Raw genomic sequence first — 17,361 nt, forward strand, 5'->3', positions numbered from 1 at the left:
AGCATGGAAGACGGCTTTTGGGGAAACTGTTCTTTGAGACCTTGATCGGTCATTTCAGCAGGGCTTAGACGGACTTGTACCATTAAGCCTTGCGACAAGTGAGGGGGCGGAACCGTGTCCGCCCCGCAATAAGAGATGTGGACAGCCGGTTTCGGGTGCAAGAACCACCCGCCCTCACATCCAAGGGAGCCTACAGCATCGCCCCGAAAATCGATTCCGATTTTCGAAAAGCACGATGCATCGATCAAAGAAGACAGAGCGCCACTCATGACTTAGAAGCGGCGCGCCCTATTCTTAAAACTCTTCCCAGTTCTGTTCGCTTGCCTTCAAGACAGGTGTCTCAGCTGGCGCCCCGAATGCTTTTGCAAGCGTGTTACCAAGTGCGCGCGCGGGGGATGCGACCGGGCGGGCCGTTGTCTTGACTGCGGCCGGTGTAAAGCTTGGCTTCGTCGAATAGACGGGCTTTGCTGCAGCCGCAGGCGTTGCGCGTGGCGCAGTCGGAGCCGGACTTGATGTAAAGGACGCAACGCGTGTGGTCGCACCTGCGCCCAGATTGAACTGGCCGATCAGGCTTGTGAGCGCTTCGGCCTCGCGGGCGAGCGAGTGGCTTGCGGCCGTCTGCTGTTCGACCATGGCTGCGTTTTGCTGTGTCCCCTGATCCATCGTGTTGACGGCGGTGTTGATTTCCTGCAGGCCGGTCGACTGTTCGCGCGAGGCAGTGACGATCGCGCTCACATGGGTGTTGATCTCTTCCACCTCGGCGACAATCATCTGCAGCGCCTTGCCAGTTTCGCCAACAAGTCCAACGCCATTTTCGACATGCTTGCTGGAGTTGCTGATCAGCGACTTGATTTCCTTCGCCGCATTGGCGGAGCGCTGGGCCAATTCACGCACTTCCTGGGCGACGACGGCAAAGCCCTTGCCAGCTTCGCCCGCACGCGCCGCTTCCACACCCGCATTCAGTGCGAGCAGGTTTGTCTGAAAGGCGATGTCGTCGATGACGCCGATGATGTTGGTGATTTCGCCGGATGATTTTTCGATTTCCTGCATGGCGGCCACGGCGCGGCGCACGACTGCACCGGATTGTTCGGCACCGGAACGGGCGCGCTGCACGAGAGCACCTGCCTCCTCGGCACCCTTGGCGCTGTCGCGAACCGTCGTGGTCACTTCTTCCAGCGCCGCAGCGGTTTCTTCGACGGAAGCAGCCTGCTGTTCGGTGCGGCGCGACAGGTCGTCGGCTGCAGACAGCATTTCAGCGGCACCGGCATGGATCGCGGCAGCATTTTCACCGACCTTGCGCAACGTCTGCTGCAGGCTGTCGAGCGACGTGTTGAAGTTCAAACGAAGCGGCTCGATAAACGGTGTGAATGGCTTTTCGATACGATAGTCGAGATCACCGTCGGCCAGTGCCTGGAGACCCTTGGCAAGTTCCTCTCGAGCAAAAACCTGTTCCGCTTCGGTCCGCTCTTTTTCAGCCTCGTTGCGCAGACGATCGGCTTCTGTCGCGGAGCGCATGCGGTCGGTTTCACCCGCTAGGCGCTGCTTTTCGATAGCGGCATCCTTGAAGACCAGAACAGCCTTTGCCATTTTCCCGACTTCGTCACCGCGATCCAGGGCGGGAACATCGACATTGTTATCGCCATTGGCCAGACGGCCCATGGCATCCGTCATGCCGACGATGGGCGTGACGATGGCGCGTGATAGCGCCCAGATCAGCAGCACTGAAACGAGGGCCGCCCCAGCGCCACCGCCGAGCAGTGCATATTGCAGGTTGGCCTGGGCGCTCTGCTGAGCCGCGATCTCCGACTTGGTCAGCGCGTTGAGCTGTTCCTTGATCTTTTCGGCTGCAGCGCGGAAGCCATCGACCTGGCCCTTGGCCTGGTTGCGGCCGATCTCGATGATTTCAGAAACCGGTGCTTCCGTCGTCTTGCGGGCTGCCATCTGCGGCTCTGCCAGTTGCTTGTAAAAGACGGTGGCGGTCGCTTCCATCTCATCGATGGATTTCAGAATCTCGGGTTGGTCGGCCGCGTATCCGCGTGCCTCCTTCAATTTCGCGAGCATCACGTCGCGCTGGGCAAACACATCCTTGTATGTGCTGTCGCTACGGAACAGAAGAAAGCCGCGCTGATTGACGACCTGCTCCAGCATGGCTGCCTTCGCTTCGTCCACCGTCTGCATGAGTTGCGCCGTGCGGGTTTGCGTTTCGGACAGGCGCTGTGCGTCCAGCGTCTGAAGAAAAACAACTGCCGAGGCCACGAGGCACACACCCATCAAGGCGACGAAGGTCATGATCAGCTTGATATTGATAGGCAAATTTTTGAGAGACATCGACAACTCTTTTTCGACACGGGACCGCGCATCAGTCATCAGAGCGCGAACCAGAAATTTTCCGGCCTAACCTTCATGTCAGCGACGGGATTTTCAGCTTCGCAAATTGCTGTAAAGCGGTTGATTTTTACTTAAATACGATGGTTCTAAAAAAACAAAGGCAGGCAGTATTGCATAGGGTAAACGAAGTCTTCCTCAGAAGCGGGCCACAAACCGCTTGCGCTGCGCCCGATTGGCCGTCATTGACACTCTCCATGACCAAAACATCCGAAAATCAACGCCTGGACCAGCTTCTGGTCGCCAAGGGACTGTTTGCCAGTCGCTCCCGCGCGCGCGATGCCGTATCGCGCGGCACCGTCAGCGTGAATGGCAAGATCGTCACCAAGCCGAGCCTCTGCTTTGCCGAGAGCGCGGTTATCGCGATTGACGATCCGGCGCAGGATTATGTATCGCGCGCCGCCCTAAAGCTCGTCGCAGCACTCGATCACTTCACGTTGGATCCGAAAGGCCATGAGTGCCTGGATGTGGGCGCCTCTACCGGCGGCTTCACGGAGGTGCTACTGGAGCGCGGTGCGGACCATGTGACCGCAATCGATGTGGGTCATGGACAGATCCATCCGCGGGTGGAGAACAATCCGCGCGTGACCAGCATCGAAGGGCTGAATGCGCGGTTTTTGACACAAGACGATATAGACGGTCGCGAGATCAGCTTCATCGTTTCGGATGTCTCCTTCATTTCATTGAAACTTGCCCTTGCGCCGGCGCTCTATCTGGCGACGAGCGGCGCGTTCGCCGTCCTTCTCGTCAAGCCGCAGTTCGAAGCCGGCCGGGATGCGATCAGCAAGGCAGGCCTGTTGAAAGAGCCGGACACTGCTCCACAGGTTGCCGCGGAACTCGAGCGATGGCTCACCGAAGACATGGGCTGGGAAAGCCTTGGCCTCATCCCCTCCCCTATTGCAGGTGGAGATGGCAATGTAGAATTCCTTCTCGGAGGCAGAAAGCCATGAGCACGCAGACCGTCAATATCCAGAGCCTCGGCGCGCAGGGCGATGGCATCGCGCACTGTCCCGACGGCACGGTCTACGTGCCTTTTACGCTTCCAGGAGAAACGGTCGCGATTGCTAGGGTTAAGGACCAGGGCACCATCATGTCGATTACGGAAACATCGCCGGATCGGCGCGAGCCTGCCTGTCGCCATTTCGGACCGGATGGCAAGAACGGCACGTGCGGCGGCTGTTCGTTGCAGCATGTTCAAGACGAGCCTTACCACGACTTCAAACGGAATCTCGTCGTCGCTGCCCTCCGATCGAAGGGTCTGGATGTGGAGGTGGATCCGCTGGTGATCTGCCAGCCAGGTGAGCGACGTCGCGTTGTCTTCACCGCGCGCAAAACCGAAAAGGGACTTCTTCTCGGCTTCAGCCAGGCCAACAGTCACCATATCGTTGCGATTGAGGAATGTCCCATCGCCGCCCCGGCCATCGTGTCGAGGCTCGACGCGATCCGTGCGATCGGTTTGCCCCTGGCATCCAACGCGGAGCCTTTCCGCATCACAGTGATGGAGACGCTTTCAGGGCTCGATATAGCGGTGGACGGCATCAAGTCCGTCAATGACAAACAGCGCCGTGCGCTGACGGAAACGGTTCTTTCCATGCGCGGCATCGCCCGTGTATCGCTCTCCGGCGAAATTCTGATCGAACCGCAAAAGCCGGTGATCGAATTCGGCAGCGTCAAGGTCGCCCCTCCCGCCGGCAGCTTCGTCCAGGCCACGAAGGTGGCGGAAGAGGCCATGGCCGAGCGCGTCGTGGCGCATGTGGGCAAATCGAAGCGGATCGCCGATCTGTTCTGCGGGACCGGCACCTTCACGTTGAGACTGGCGCGTGTCGGCAAGGTGCATGGCGTGGAAGCGGAAGACAAGCCGTTGAAGTCGCTCGATTTTGCCGCGCGCAACACACCCGGCTTGAAGCCGGTCACCATCGAGCGGCGCGACCTGTTCCGTCATCCCCTGATCGCCAAGGAACTGAAGCTTTACGACGCCGTCGTCTTCGATCCGCCACGAGCGGGTGCGGAAGCGCAATGCAAGGAACTTGCCCGCAGCACGGTCAAGAAGATCGTTGCCGTCAGCTGCAATCCGCTGTCCTTCGCGCGCGATCTCTCCATCCTGGTCGAAGGCGGCTATCGCATCACAAGCGTGACGCCGATCGACCAGTTCCTATGGTCGCCGCATGTCGAGGCGGTCGCGACGCTGGAGAAGTAAGGCGCTTTACCACGCCGTATCGATACTGCCGCTGCCGACGACGCCGGAGCAGCGGCAACGGCCACCGACGCGGCCCTGCTGAACCGGGCAGACATAGGGGCGTGAACGCTCGGCGCTGTCCGGCGGCGTGATGACGCAGACGAAACGCGGCTGGCGGCGATCCCACCCGTTATTCTGGTTCTGATTGCTACGCGGCGAACTGCTATTGAAATCCTGCACCTGCACGACATTGCTCTCTCTTGGGGACGACATCATCGGCGAGGACAGCATCCCGGCATCCGCGACGCCGGACAGCGACAGTATAGCAATCATTGCAAGAGCGGTTTTGCGCATCATGGCGGCCTTCTCCCAAGTAAAGATGTCGATCGAATAACGGGAAACACTTCCCGTTCCGTAAAGACCGACACCTTCTTCTCGAGAGACTTAACGGCGCATGAATGCCTCAAAGGCAGCGCGTGCCTCACTACTCTGAAGCTGAGCGGCGAAGTGAACGATCTCCTGGTCGATCCGGGCTCGGATCGCATCGACATCGCCACGCACCAGATCACGCGCAATCTTCAGGGCCTGCGGTGGCTTCGACGCAAGGTTGGCGGCAATTTTCAAGGTTTCCGCCTCGACATCCGCCTCGGGAACGACCTTCCAGATCAGGCCCGCCGCCATAGCCTGCTCGGCAGAGAAGCCTTCACCTGCCGCCAAAAGCGCGAATGCCCGCTGGTGGCCGGCAATGCGCGGCACGAGAAGGCTGGAGGCGGCTTCCGGCACAAGTGCCAGATCGACGAAGGGCGTCTTGAACAGGCTCCGGCTGGAGGCGACCGTCAGATCGCAATGCAGGTTCAGCGTCGTGCCGATACCGATCGCCAGGCCATCGACGCCAGAGACGATGGGCTTTTCCACACTGACCAGCGTGTGCAGGAAGTCTGCAGCGGTCAGCCGCCCCTTGCCGCCCGACATGGCAAATCCAAGGAAATCAGCCATATCGTTACCGGCAGAAAAGCATCCCGGCGTGCCAAGAAAGACGATTGCGCGAATGTCCTCATCCGCATCGGCGGCTTTCAACGCCTCGATCATGCTGCGATACATCGCATCGGTGATGGCGTTCTTCTTGTCCGGCCGATTGAAGCGGATGACCTGTACGCCGGCTGCCACCTGAGGCCGCTCGAGAAGGATATGATCTTCGGACATCGATACTTCCTTCATCCAAGAACGACGCGTGCAGCTTCGAGGCTTGCGGCACCCGAGACGACGCGATCCTTTAAAGCAGCCGTTTCTGCCAAAAGATTTTCCGCAGCGAAACGGCAAAGCGAGGCACGCTTGGTACCCTGCCCGTCTTCAACGGCTGCAAGCGCGCCCTTGGCCAGATAGACGCCCGTCAATGCAAGGCCGAACAGCCTTTGGTAGGGTGTCGCACCTGCCAGCACGGCGGCTGCCCCTCCCTTGGCCTGGGCGTCCAGCAGCCAGTCGGTGGCAGCCTCGAGATCGGCGATGCTCTGGTCGAGGTAGCGCGCAGTTTCGCCCAGCTCCGGCTTGTTCGATGCACGTACGTCTTCGGCAATGGCCTTCAACTCTTCGATAAAGCCGCGAACGTGGTGGCCTTCGGAGAGTGGAAGCTTGCGCATGACGAGGTCGATGGCCTGAATGCCGTTGGTGCCCTCATAGATCGGAGCAATGCGGGCGTCACGCAGATAGCGGGCCGCGCCCGTTTCCTCAATGAAGCCCATGCCGCCATGGACCTGGATGCCGAGCGAGGCAACGTCCACACCGGCGTCGGTGGAGAAGGACTTTGCAATTGGCGTCAAAAGCGCCGCACGCTCCTGCCAGAACTTCTGCGTGCCCGCATCGCTTTCCGCATGGCTCATGTCGATCGCGTGGGCGCAGGCGAAGCTGATGGCGCGCGAGCCTTGCGTCAGTGCCTTCATGGTCAGCAGCGTTCTGGCAATATCCGGATGCTCGATAATCGGGCTCATACCCGTTGCCGTCGTTCCGGGCGCCTTACCCTGCGTCCGCTCTTTGGCGTATTGGATCGCCTTCTGGGTTGCGGCTTCGCAAATCGCCACGCCCTGCATGCCGACGGCCAGGCGGGCATTGTTCATCATGGTGAACATACAGGCGAGACCCTTGTTCTCTTCACCCACGAGCCAGCCGATCGCCCCTTTCTTCTGGCCGTAGCGGCCATCGCCAAAGATCATCGTGCAGGTCGGCGAGCCATGAATGCCAAGCTTATGCTCCAGCGCATGGCAGAACAAATCGTTGCGCTCACCCGGATTGCCGGCAGCGTCAGGCATGAACTTCGGCACGAGGAAGAGCGAAATGCCCCGCGTTCCAGCTGGTGCATCGGGTAGACGAGCCAACACAAGGTGAATGATGTTTTCGGCGGCGTCGTGTTCACCCCAGGTGATGTAAATCTTCTGGCCGAAAATGCGGTAGGTGCCGTCATCGACCCGTTCGGCCCTGGTCTTGAGTGCGGCGAGATCGGAGCCCGCCTGCGGCTCGGTCAGGTTCATGGTACCTGTCCATTTGCCGCTGACGAGATTTTCGAGATAGACGGCCTTCAGCGCGTCGCTGCCATGGGCGGTGATGGCTTCGATCGCACCCATCGTCAGCGTCGGGCAGAGCGCAAACGCCATGGAGCCGGAGTTCCACATTTCGAGCGCCGCAACGTTCAGCATATGCGGCAGACCTTGCCCGCCAAATTCCTCTGGCGCCGTCAGGCCGTTCCAGCCGCCTTCGGCCCAGCGATGATAGAGACCGGCCCATCCATCGGGTGTGCGAACCTCACCGTCCACCATACGCGAGCCCTGGCGGTCACCGATTTCGGCAAGCGGGGCAACCTCTTCAGTGGCGAAACGTCCTGCCTCATGGAGAATGGCATCGACGAGATCTTCATCGAGATCACCGAGCGCACCGCTCTGAAGAGCATCACCCAGCCCTGCAACGTGTTTCAACGTAAAAGCGATATCGTCTACCGGCGCGGTATACATCCTGCCTCCTCCCGAAGCGTCTGCCTACAATGCAATGTCCTTACGGGCTAATTGATTTTTACGTAAACGTCAATTTGAAATTTCCCTGGAACGGCGTGTCCTTTGGGCCGTGCGAAGGACGTTCCATCTTTTCGAGTGACAGCTATAGCACCTCGCGATCTTTCAGATTCGCTCACAAACTTCAGGTCCTTGTTATCGCATCTCGTCATCGCAAAACCGCTGCACACTTGTGCTTGAACCATGCCGTAGGTCGAAGAATCGATTGCGATTTTCAGGCCTATCGGTCGGCAAGATCACCCTTGTTATGAAACTGTCATAAAACTCTGTTCTGCATGTCCAACCCTTCGAGCAGCATGGCCTCTGGCGTAGACAGGCCCGCCTTTCAGGAACGAGACATGGATATACAGTACCCAGCCATTCCCGGCCTCGTCTGGGCCTATCGCTTCGAGCCGGGGAGCCAGCTCTGTACACGCCTCGCTCCAACCGCCCAGTGGAGCGACATGGAAAGCAGCGAAGGCTTCTTCTGGCTGCATCTCAACCTGGCGGACACGCGGGTCGTTGCGTTCTTGGACTCTATTCCCGGTTTCGACGAGAACATTCGCGCGATCCTGACGACACATGAGACGCACCCCTCCATCACCGTCGATGAAGGCGCGCTTTACGGTACGCTGGTGGATTTTCAGCGCGAGTTCGATCAGGAAACCCGCGACCTTGGCTGGCTGCATTTTGCCCTGACGGATCGCTTCGTCATCACCACACGGCTTCAGCCGCTACGGTCGGTGGATCGGCTGCGGGCTGCCATCGACAAGAACCCGAAGCGCTTCAGCACGCCGTCGCACATCTTCGAGGGACTGGTGGCGGAGTTTCAGCGCAGCCTGATCAACCTGGTGATGGAGACGACGGAAGAACTCAACGCCATCGAGGATTACGTCTACGCCGCTGCCCCGCGCGACGAGCGGAGAAGGCTGGCACCCGTCCGTCGCACCGTCGTGCGACTGCATCGTCATCTTCGAACCGTGCTGACATTGATGCGGCGCGCTTCAGCCGCGGATGAGGATGAAATGCCGGCTGGCTTCGAGGAGATTGCCGGGCGGCTGACGAGCCGACTGGAGTCCGTCGACTACGATGTCTATGCGCTTCAGGAGCGGGCCCGTCTGCTGCATGAAGAAATCGACTCCAAGCTTTCGTCGGAGACGAACCGGCATCTCTACATCCTGTCGATCATGACGGCGTTTCTGTTGCCGCCAACGCTCGTCACAGGCTTTTTCGGCATGAACACCAGCGCCCTCCCCTTCATCGATGGCGGAAACGGAACGCTCTATGCAGCGGGTTTTATCGTCGCCTCCAGTCTTCTTGCCTGGTTCCTGCTGCGACGGGTCGGCATCATCTAAAGCAGGGCTCAAGCAAAACTGTGCAGGGGTTTTGCGATGACGACGCGCGATAGAACAAAGAGCCGAAGCGCAGGGAGCAAATCCGAGAAAATCACGATGCGCTTTCGGCGTGGGCGCCTTGTGTCTCTTCGCACGTGTAAAGGGCCGCCCAGCAAGTGCGGGACGGCCCTCATAAATTATATATTTTCGTTCAATCAGCGGTACGGCGAGTAGCAGGTCTGACGTGGGCCATGATAGGGCTGGAACGTGTTGCTATACGCATCATAAGAGCGATAGCGGCCATAGCACCAGTTCACATGCGCCTGACTCATGCCACCGCGAACGACTGGACGATATTCACGATAGACCGGGCGCGGACGATACTCCGGAACGGGGCGGTAGACTTCGCGCGGCTGAGATAGCGCACCGCCGATGATGGCGCCCGTGGCGAAGGCCGCAAGCGGGAACCAGTAGCCATTGTGGCGACGATAACCAGGACGGTAATCGCGGTAGCCGCGATGGCCACGATAGTAGCCCGGGCCGTAGTCGCGATAATAGCCGCGGTCGCGCCAATACTGAACGTTGACGATATTGTTGTCCGCCTGTGGTGCAACCGGCGCAGCAGGCACGATGGGCATAGCCTGAGCTGGAACAATAGATCCAACAGCAACAATAGCAGAGAGGCCAGCGGCCAAAGCAGCTTTCATGTAAGTCTTCATCTTACCTTCTCCATTCACATCCGGATACACAAACGGACGGGGTGAACTACGACGATTATTCTCCTGTTTATCCAGTTTTTTACGGCGTGGACTCGCCTTATATTCAAATTAAGAAATTCAGCCTGAATGCAGCATTAACGAAACGATCACAGATACTTGAACGGGTAGCTGCCCCAAGCGACGGAAGGCCCGGCTTAGCCGGGCCATCCAAATCATGCATATTAGCTATAGGGCGACACGCACTGTCTGCGCGGGCCGTTATTCGGCTGATAGCTGTTGTCGTAGGCACGATAGGAACGCCAGCGGTTGGCGCACCACTGCTGGTGGTTGCTACCGTAGGACGGACGGGCCTGGTTGGTGGCACCACCGATGATCGCGCCAGCCGCGAAGGCTGCAAGCGGGAACCAGTAGCCATTGTGATAACGGTAACCCGGACGACGGTCGCGATAGCCGCGGTGGCCGTTATAGAAGCCCTGGCGGCGGTATTCGCGATGGTTGCGCCAGTCACGACCGTGACGCTGACGCCATTCACGACGGTCGCGCCAGTCGCGATACTGGATGTCTACGACCTGATTCTGAGCGGCAACGGGTGCCGGAATGGGTGTGGGAACTTGAAAGGCCTGCGATGGCGTAAAGCTCGTCAGGACCATGACAAAAGCGGTGGCGAGGCTCGTCTTCCGCAAATTCAGCATGAATTTCCTCCGTTTCTCTGCACATTTATGTTGTGCTGTTTTTATATCTTTCGGCAGAAATGCGGAAACGGCCCGCAGTGACACAGCCTCAGACATTTTAGAAACGGGAAAACTACAAACTCGTTCCATGGATCATGGCAATGACTGCCAACTGCAGGAACGAAAAGGTAGGAGGAGGAGGCTTTACGCCTCCACCTTGACGTCAGTCAGCGGCCTGGAGCAGCAGGCTAGAATATAGCCCTCCGCAATATCTTCATCGAGAATACCGCCATTGTGGTTCATCTCGACTTCGCCGGACAGTTTCAGCACGCGGCAGGTGCCGCAGATGCCTGATTCACAGGCCGCACCGATGCGAACACCGGCCGCTCTTGCAGTCATCAGAACGGTCTGTCCCGGCTGGCATGGCACATCCTTGCCGGACAGCGTGAATCCGACCGTCGTCAACGCCTCGCCATCAGCTTCGATCGCCGTTTCACCAACGGCCACTGGCGGCGCGGCAGGCGCGAAGCTTTCCTGGTGATAGCGTGTCATGTCGAAACCGGAGGCTTCGAGCATGGAACTGACCGCCGCCATGAACGGCTCAGGGCCACAGCAGAAAACCGTGCGATCCATGAAGTCGTGAGACAAAAGCGCAATTTTGGCTTTGTCGACGAAGCCCTTCAGGCCCGACCAAAGATCGGTGCGACCACACGACTCCACGATGAACCCTAGAGACAGGTTCGGCATGTAGCGTGCGAGATATTCGAGTTCATGGCGGAACACGATATCGGCGGGTGTGCGCGAGCAGTTAATGAACGAGACATCGCTGTGCGGCGCGCGATCGCACATGTCGCGCACCATCGACATCATCGGTGTGACGCCGGAGCCTGCGGAGATGAACAGATACTTATCGCCCGGATGCTTCACATAGGAAAAGTCACCCAGTGGACCAAGCGCGCGGATCTTCATCCCCGGCTTGAGGTTGTCGAACATCCAGCGGGTGCCGATCGAGTTCTTCTGTGCCTTGACCGTGACGGCCACCGCATAGGGACGAGACGGCGTGGAAGACAGCGTGTAGGTCCGAAACAGCGGCTCCGGCCCCACTGGCAGTTCCAGCGTCACAAACTGGCCCGGAATATAGCGAAACCAGTTGGTGTCAGTGGAGCGGAACAGGAACGTCATCACATCCGGTGTTTCGGGGGTTACCGAAATGCATTCCAGCATGTGAAGCTTGTCGCTCCAGGGCTTCATCTCATCGATATGCTTATAGGTCACGGCCATGGTCATCTGCATCAAGCCACTGCGGAAAGCTTCTTCTTGTCGCCGGACAGCCGGTCGATCATGAAGTCGGCATACCAGTTGACGAACTGCATGACGCCGCCTTCGTCCTCCATGGAGTAAGGACCTGGCTCATAGGCGGGCGAGCGAATGCCGAAGGCGTTTTCCTCGACGATCTGGCGATCCTGATCGTTGGTCTCGTTCCAGACATGCGTCAGGTCTTCGAGATTGTAGTCCACGCCTTCCACGGCATCCTTGTGAACGAGCCATTTGGTCGTGACCATGGTTTCCTGTGGGCCAAGCGGCAGTACGCGGAAGGAAATCATGTGGTCGCCGAGGAAGTGGTTCCAGGTCGTCGGGTAATGGAAGAGCAGCAGCGCGCCGATATGACTGATGGTCACATCGTCAGACAGCGGGCGACGGACTGCAGGCTTGCCGGACATGGTGTAGCTTTCCGCTTCACCGATCAGCGGCATGCGCGCCACGCGGAACTGGCCCTTGGGGTCGATCTTGAAACGGCTTGGCAGGCCTGCCGCTTCGCAGCGCGCCCAGTGGCCGCCGATTTCAGGGTCGCTCGCGCCGCCATCGGTGCCGGTGACGCTCGGGTTTTCCGGATAGGTGCGGCAAAGCTCGGGGTGGTTGGCCGCGCAGTGGTAGCATTCGCGGTTGTTTTCCCAGACGAGCTTCCAGTTGCCCTTTTCGATGATGGTGCTTTCATGCGCCACCTTGGCTTCCCAAGCCCGGTGCGGCTTCATATAGGCTTCGACTTCCGCACGAACCGGCGCGAAATCCATGGGCTGCTCTGCAAGGCAGATGAAGACATAACCAGCAACCGTTTCGCAGGCGACCGGCTTCAGTCCGAAGTTTTCCTTGTTGAAGTCTTCGCCCATGTGGCGGGCAAAAAGGAGCTTGCCATCCAGATCGTAGGTCCACTGGTGGTAAGGACAGACGAGACGGGCCGACTGGCCTTTCTGGCTGGTGCAGACGCGCGAACCGCGGTGGCGGCAGGAATTGTGGAATGCGCGGATCGTGCCATCCTTGCCGCGAACGATCACGACAGCATAATTGCCGACCTGAACGGTAAAATACATGCCGGACTTCGGCACTTCACAGTCGTGACCGATGAACAGCCAATCGCGATACCAGATGGTTTCCATGTCGAGCTGGAAGTAATCCTGATCGGTATAAAATGGCTGCTCAAGGCTGAAGCCTTCGCGGCGATTCTTCAATTGGCGCAATACGGTTTCACGCAGTTCCATGGCCATGTCCTCGAGTAATACTGCAGCCGCCCAACAATCCCGGCCGCATGGTGTGATTTGATCTAATCATTGACGCCTTTTTCCAGCACCACATTGCGCGACATTCTGTCCCGCATTGGCGACAAATTGCGACATCGTCCGCAAAAGTACTGCTTTATTTTTTTTGAATTTAAAACAGTGGCTTAGAGGGTAATTCAAACGATTGGTCGTCGCAATAAGACTTCGGCTTCCAGCGCGCTGCAACACACGCCACGGACAGACCGGAAACGCGATATTAACTCTAGTCGGCTAAAAAGCGTATATCTTTCAAAGAGGATATGGCTGTGGAGAAGGAAACTCGTATCCGCTACGTAGACACAAAGTCCGGCAAGGTCGCCCCCCCGACAAGGTCGAAAACCGCGCATTCCGATTTTTTGCGCACCGGGCGCATCGGTCGCTTTGAAGAGACGTTGCCGCAAGGCGGCAAGCGATATCTTAGCCACGAACAGGTCGCGGAGATCACCGCGCGCCGTTTGCAGGATGCCGGCTCCAAGACGCATTCACGGCTGAACGGCTTCCACCCCAGCATCCGTTTCCCCAATATGGTCTCTCACAAGCTGATCGAGAGCACTCCCCATCTCGGCTACTGCCATGTGACGGCCTCCACCACCCGTTTCGACAAAAGCAGACCGGTTCTTTGGTCTTTTTACCTCGCCAATTTCTTTGCGGAACTGTGCGGCGACGAGCATTTCTTCGAAAAGATCGACCAGACCCGGTCGAGGATGTATTTCGCCGTCGCGATGCAGCCGCAAAGCGGCGGCAAGTCCGTGGCGATCGACACATCCATTCATCGCGGCGGCCTGCTGTTCCAGACACAGGACCCGAAGGAAGCCTTGAAGAACGTGCTGATGTTGGGCACCCGTTCCGAGGAGCTGCGCAAAATCATCCGTGCGCTGTGAGGCTCCGGTCCGATCGTTCGAATTCGCCATTTGCGCTATAATCTTTATCGTTTTCGCCTGTCATTATCGCAAAACCGCTTCACACACTCGCGCGACATGCTTTAAGAGCCTTTCCCAAGGAAAGGGCCTTCAGAGATGGCGCGACAAATCCATATCGAGCAGCAGCCGGAAGAGGCATTGGATGAAGCGGTCCGTGTCATCGAGGCAGGCTTCCCCGTCGCCATACCGACGGAAACCGTCTATGGCCTTGCAGCAGACGCGACCAATCCCGCAGCCATCACCCGAATCTACGAGACCAAGGGGCGTCCGCAGTTCAACCCGCTGATCTGCCATATGGCGAACATGGCGATGGCGGAGCAACACGCGATCTTCGATCCGATCTCACGCAAGCTCGCAGACGCTTTCTGGCCGGGACCCCTCACGCTGATATTGACCCTGAGACAAGAGAGCCCGATCCATTCCCTGGCGACAGCCGGTCTCGACACCGTCGGCATTCGTATTCCCAAAGGCTTTGCCGGTGCGCTGATCGAGAGGCTCGGTCGGCCGCTTGCCGCCCCCAGCGCCAACAGCTCCGGCAAGATCAGCTCGACAAGTGCGGCCCATGTCGAAGCGGACCTGGGTCAAAAGATAGAGCTTATTCTGGATGGCGGCCCAGCACCCGTCGGCGTCGAATCCACCATCATCAAGGTCGAGAGCGATGGTTCCGTCCGCCTCCTGAGGCCCGGCGGATTGGTGGCGGACGAGATTGAACGCGTGGCGGGCGTTGAGATCGTCAGACCGGCAACCGCATCTGCGGCGATAGAAGCGCCTGGGATGCTGGCCTCACATTATGCCCCGGGTGCAGCGGTGCGCCTGAATGCGACTTCGGTCCAGAAGGGCGAAGCTCTGATCCGCTTCGGGAGCAATCCGCAAGAGGGAGAAGCCGATGCGGTTGCCGTGCTCGATCTCAGCCCAAGCGGTGATCTTGCGGAAGCCGCGGCCAATCTTTTCGACCATCTGAAACGTGCCGATGCGAGCGCTGCCACCACCATAGCGGTGGCGTCTATTCCCAATAGGGGCCTTGGCGAAGCCATCAATGACAGGTTGGAGCGCGCGGCTGCGCCGCGATCCTGACCTCGCCTGACACGATACCGGAGGAATTCTCATGACGCCAACTGCCCTGTCCGACGAACTGCTCTCGCGCTTTGCCGCCATCGTCGGCGAGAAAAACGCGCTACGTGACGCTTCCGATTTGGCACCGCATCTCGTCGAGAACCGCGGTCTTTACCATGGGAATTCGCCGCTTCTGTTACGTCCATCGACGACTGAGGAGGTTGCCGCGATCATGAAACTCGCAAGCGAAACGGGCACCGCGATTGTGCCGCAGACTGGTAACACCGGCCTTGTTGGCGGGCAGACGCCGCGCAGTGGCGGAAGTGACGTGATCCTGTCGCTGGAACGCATGAACAAGGTTCGCGATATCGACCCCATCGCCAATGTGATTGTCGTCGATGGAGGCTGCATTCTGGACGAGGTCCACAAGGCGGCAGAGAAGGTCGAGCGGATGTTCCCGCTTTCGCTCGGCTCGCAAGGTTCGTGCCGCATCGGCGGCAATCTCGCCACCAATGCCGGCGGTACGGCGGTGCTCGCCTATGGCAATATACGCCAGCTTTGCCTCGGCTTGGAAGTCGTTCTGCCCACCGGCGAGATCTGGAACGGCCTGCGCCGGTTGAAGAAGGACAATACGGGTTACGATCTGCGTGATCTCTTCATCGGCTCAGAGGGGACGCTCGGCATCATCACCGGCGCGGTCCTGAAGCTCTTCCCAAAACCGCTTGGCCATCAGGTGGCGTTCGCCGGTCTCAATTCTCCGGCGGATGCGCTGAAACTCTTCGAGCGCGCATCCACTCTTTGTGGCTCGGCGCTGACCGGCTTCGAACTCATGCCGCGGATCGGCGTCGAGTTTACCGCAAAACATATACCCGGCGTGCGCGACCCTCTCGAAACGCCGCATGCGTGGTATGCGCTGATCGATATCTCCAGCTCCGACTCGGCAGACACGGCGCAGACCATGGTGGAAACGCTGCTGGAACAGGGTTTTGAAGCGGGGATCGTCCAGGATGCCGTGATCGCGTCCTCAGAGGCCCAGCGTCAGGCGCTGTGGCACATGCGCGAAAGCATGTCGGATGCGCAGAAGCCGGAAGGAGGCTCCATCAAGCATGATGTGTCCGTTCCGGTTTCCCATGTTCCGGCCTTCATGGATGAAGCGGAAAGAGCCGTCATGAGTGTCATTCCCGGCGCCCGCATTTGCGCCTTCGGGCACCTGGGCGATGGCAACATCCATTACAATATCTCCCAGCCGGTCGGTACCGACAAGAACGCCTTTATTGCCCAGTGGAAAGAGATCAACGAGATCGTCCACGGTATCGTGCTGTCCTTCGGTGGCTCCATCTCCGCGGAACACGGCATTGGGCAGTTGAAGCGGGACGAGCTGGCAGCCATCCGCCCGGCAATCGAGATGGACCTGATGCGTCGTATCAAGACAGCCTTCGATCCGGCAGGCATCATGAACCCTGGCAAGGTCGTGGTCTCTTAAATCACAAAGCGTCTTTCCAGGCGCACGAGCACTCTACCCGGCTCCATCTCAGCATCGTGCTTCGATGCTGTAGAGCGGTCGTCCACGCTCATTTTTGGCTCTCGCCGCGTTGGCTATTGCCGCTTTCCCTCACACCTGTTGAAGTGCTTGTCAGGACATGCGCTCAGGCCGATCCCTGGCGTTTTTCTCCAGACTTCGTCGAGCCGTGCCACCTGTGGGCCGAACGACGCGCCACCGTCCCAATTCAGGAATCTGAAACCTTAAGCGGCTGGGTTTTGCTAACCATTTGGGAATGCAAAGTTTTCTTAACCTCGATTTTTAAGCTGTTTCGAAGATGCGCTGGCTATCTTCCACCTATCAGAGGACGAAAAGTCCCGGACGAGGCCATGAAACGGCTCTCAGGTAAAACAAGGATAGCATGATATGAACAACACCGTTCTGAAGCCCGAATGGGCAGGCGCAACTCTCCGGCTCGATCCGACGCGGTTCCCGCAGCAGCTGACCTATGGTAACAGCAATGGTTCGTCAGATGTCGATATCACGCTTGACGAGCGCGGTGCCGTTCTGCGCAAGGTTCTTCATTCCAGCGGTCTGCCGCTGTCCTTCGCCCTGCCTGCACGGGCATTCAAGGGTGTTGCAGCCCGCGCCATCGACCACGGCGATGGCGGCGTGACCGTGACGCTTGAACTTCATCACGACGATCCGGATCTTTGCATCCCGCTCTTGGTGGCGCATGACCTGTGCGACATCGCAGCCGATTGGCGCAGCTGGTCGGAAAAGTACAACATTCCCATGCTGATGGTGGAAGCTGACGGTGTCGCCCGCCCTCTCGAAGAGCATATCGGCCACGTGCGGACGAAGTCGACGCGCCCGCGTCGCCGCCATTCCTACTTCGCCGATCGCCGTCCGCGCTTCCTCGTGCGCCGCAGCACCGGTTCGCTCGGTCTGACAATGCGGATCGAAGGCAAGGAAATCATCGCCCGCAACTGAT

15 protein-coding genes are annotated in these 17,361 nt (G+C 58.8%); 7 read left to right on the top strand and 8 right to left on the bottom strand.

The window, feature by feature from the left end:
- Positions 1–294 precede the first annotated feature (294 nt).
- A complete protein-coding gene (locus AC07U5_RS11470; protein WP_494723055.1) occupies positions 295–2,328 on the bottom strand; it encodes a methyl-accepting chemotaxis protein in 2,034 nt (677 codons plus the stop codon).
- A gap of 254 nt (positions 2,329–2,582) precedes the next feature.
- Here AC07U5_RS11470 and AC07U5_RS11475 point away from each other — a divergent pair, with 254 nt between their 5' ends.
- Together AC07U5_RS11475 and AC07U5_RS11480 are read left to right on the top strand one after the other, a co-directional pair.
- Positions 2,583–3,335, top strand: coding sequence for a TlyA family RNA methyltransferase (locus AC07U5_RS11475; protein WP_494723056.1), 753 nt, complete (start codon positions 2,583–2,585; stop codon positions 3,333–3,335).
- Complete coding sequence (locus AC07U5_RS11480) at positions 3,332–4,582, top strand: class I SAM-dependent RNA methyltransferase (protein WP_494723057.1); 1,251 nt, start codon at positions 3,332–3,334, stop codon at positions 4,580–4,582. Before AC07U5_RS11475 ends, AC07U5_RS11480 begins: the two co-directional genes overlap by 4 nt.
- Positions 4,583–4,588: 6 nt before the next feature.
- Here the strand turns inward: AC07U5_RS11480 and AC07U5_RS11485 are convergent, their stop codons facing one another.
- From AC07U5_RS11485 to AC07U5_RS11495, 3 genes are all read right to left on the bottom strand, one after another.
- Positions 4,589–4,918, bottom strand: coding sequence for a hypothetical protein (locus AC07U5_RS11485; RefSeq protein ID WP_246666406.1), 330 nt, complete (start codon positions 4,916–4,918; stop codon positions 4,589–4,591).
- An 87-nt stretch (positions 4,919–5,005) separates the two neighbouring features.
- A complete protein-coding gene (locus tag AC07U5_RS11490) occupies positions 5,006–5,764 on the bottom strand; it encodes a crotonase/enoyl-CoA hydratase family protein (RefSeq protein ID WP_494723058.1) in 759 nt (252 codons plus the stop codon).
- An 11-nt stretch (positions 5,765–5,775) separates the two neighbouring features.
- On the bottom strand, positions 5,776–7,560 hold the full coding sequence (locus AC07U5_RS11495) for an acyl-CoA dehydrogenase (RefSeq protein ID WP_494723059.1): 1,785 nt from the start codon (positions 7,558–7,560) through the stop codon (positions 5,776–5,778).
- Between the two features lie 395 nt (positions 7,561–7,955).
- Between AC07U5_RS11495 and AC07U5_RS11500 the strand changes: the two genes are divergently transcribed.
- Positions 7,956–8,951: a transporter gene (locus tag AC07U5_RS11500; RefSeq protein ID WP_112358885.1), complete on the top strand. Its 996-nt coding sequence runs from the start codon at positions 7,956–7,958 to the stop codon at positions 8,949–8,951.
- 194 nt (positions 8,952–9,145) lie between these two features.
- On the opposite strand, the gene AC07U5_RS11505 is transcribed toward AC07U5_RS11500, so the two are convergent.
- The 4 genes from AC07U5_RS11505 to AC07U5_RS11520 form a co-directional block, all read right to left on the bottom strand.
- Positions 9,146–9,649 carry a BA14K family protein gene (locus tag AC07U5_RS11505; protein ID WP_062425922.1) on the bottom strand — a complete coding sequence of 168 codons (504 nt, stop codon included), beginning with the start codon at positions 9,647–9,649 and terminating at the stop codon, positions 9,146–9,148.
- A gap of 221 nt (positions 9,650–9,870) precedes the next feature.
- Entirely contained in the window at positions 9,871–10,341 is a 471-nt protein-coding gene (locus tag AC07U5_RS11510; protein ID WP_062425923.1) for a BA14K family protein, read from the bottom strand.
- Positions 10,342–10,524: 183 nt separating this feature from the next.
- Positions 10,525–11,601: an FAD-binding oxidoreductase gene (locus AC07U5_RS11515; protein ID WP_494723060.1), complete on the bottom strand. Its 1,077-nt coding sequence runs from the start codon at positions 11,599–11,601 to the stop codon at positions 10,525–10,527.
- 11 nt (positions 11,602–11,612) lie between these two features.
- On the bottom strand, positions 11,613–12,857 hold the full coding sequence (locus tag AC07U5_RS11520; protein ID WP_494723061.1) for an aromatic ring-hydroxylating oxygenase subunit alpha: 1,245 nt from the start codon (positions 12,855–12,857) through the stop codon (positions 11,613–11,615).
- 323 nt (positions 12,858–13,180) lie between these two features.
- On the opposite strand from AC07U5_RS11520, the gene AC07U5_RS11525 reads away from it, so the two are divergent.
- The 4 genes from AC07U5_RS11525 to AC07U5_RS11540 all read left to right on the top strand — a co-directional run bounded on the left by AC07U5_RS11525 (position 13,181) and on the right by AC07U5_RS11540 (position 17,360).
- Positions 13,181–13,795, top strand: coding sequence for a DUF6656 family protein (locus AC07U5_RS11525; protein WP_062426178.1), 615 nt, complete (start codon positions 13,181–13,183; stop codon positions 13,793–13,795).
- Between the two features lie 135 nt (positions 13,796–13,930).
- Positions 13,931–14,908, top strand: a complete 978-nt coding sequence (locus AC07U5_RS11530) for an L-threonylcarbamoyladenylate synthase (RefSeq protein WP_494723062.1) — start codon at positions 13,931–13,933, stop codon at positions 14,906–14,908.
- A gap of 31 nt (positions 14,909–14,939) precedes the next feature.
- The gene (locus AC07U5_RS11535; RefSeq protein ID WP_494723063.1) at positions 14,940–16,370 is read left to right on the top strand and encodes an FAD-binding oxidoreductase; all 1,431 of its coding nucleotides are present in this window, start codon (positions 14,940–14,942) and stop codon (positions 16,368–16,370) included.
- A 423-nt stretch (positions 16,371–16,793) separates the two neighbouring features.
- Entirely contained in the window at positions 16,794–17,360 is a 567-nt protein-coding gene (locus AC07U5_RS11540; RefSeq protein ID WP_062425928.1) for a DUF6101 family protein, read from the top strand.
- Position 17,361: the final 1 nt, after the last annotated feature.

Source organism: Agrobacterium sp. GW821-FHT02D03 (assembly GCF_059421725.1).

Coding starts and splice junctions, on each gene's coding strand:
- AC07U5_RS11470 (WP_494723055.1), bottom strand. CDS start 2,328: ATGTCTCTCAAAAATTTGCCTATCAATATCAAGCTGATCATGACCTTC.
- AC07U5_RS11475 (WP_494723056.1), top strand. CDS start 2,583: ATGACCAAAACATCCGAAAATCAACGCCTGGACCAGCTTCTGGTCGCC.
- AC07U5_RS11480 (WP_494723057.1), top strand. CDS start 3,332: ATGAGCACGCAGACCGTCAATATCCAGAGCCTCGGCGCGCAGGGCGAT.
- AC07U5_RS11485 (WP_246666406.1), bottom strand. CDS start 4,918: ATGATGCGCAAAACCGCTCTTGCAATGATTGCTATACTGTCGCTGTCC.
- AC07U5_RS11490 (WP_494723058.1), bottom strand. CDS start 5,764: ATGTCCGAAGATCATATCCTTCTCGAGCGGCCTCAGGTGGCAGCCGGC.
- AC07U5_RS11495 (WP_494723059.1), bottom strand. CDS start 7,560: ATGTATACCGCGCCGGTAGACGATATCGCTTTTACGTTGAAACACGTT.
- AC07U5_RS11500 (WP_112358885.1), top strand. CDS start 7,956: ATGGATATACAGTACCCAGCCATTCCCGGCCTCGTCTGGGCCTATCGC.
- AC07U5_RS11505 (WP_062425922.1), bottom strand. CDS start 9,649: ATGAAGACTTACATGAAAGCTGCTTTGGCCGCTGGCCTCTCTGCTATT.
- AC07U5_RS11510 (WP_062425923.1), bottom strand. CDS start 10,341: ATGCTGAATTTGCGGAAGACGAGCCTCGCCACCGCTTTTGTCATGGTC.
- AC07U5_RS11515 (WP_494723060.1), bottom strand. CDS start 11,601: ATGGCCGTGACCTATAAGCATATCGATGAGATGAAGCCCTGGAGCGAC.
- AC07U5_RS11520 (WP_494723061.1), bottom strand. CDS start 12,857: ATGGAACTGCGTGAAACCGTATTGCGCCAATTGAAGAATCGCCGCGAA.
- AC07U5_RS11530 (WP_494723062.1), top strand. CDS start 13,931: ATGGCGCGACAAATCCATATCGAGCAGCAGCCGGAAGAGGCATTGGAT.
- AC07U5_RS11535 (WP_494723063.1), top strand. CDS start 14,940: ATGACGCCAACTGCCCTGTCCGACGAACTGCTCTCGCGCTTTGCCGCC.
- AC07U5_RS11540 (WP_062425928.1), top strand. CDS start 16,794: ATGAACAACACCGTTCTGAAGCCCGAATGGGCAGGCGCAACTCTCCGG.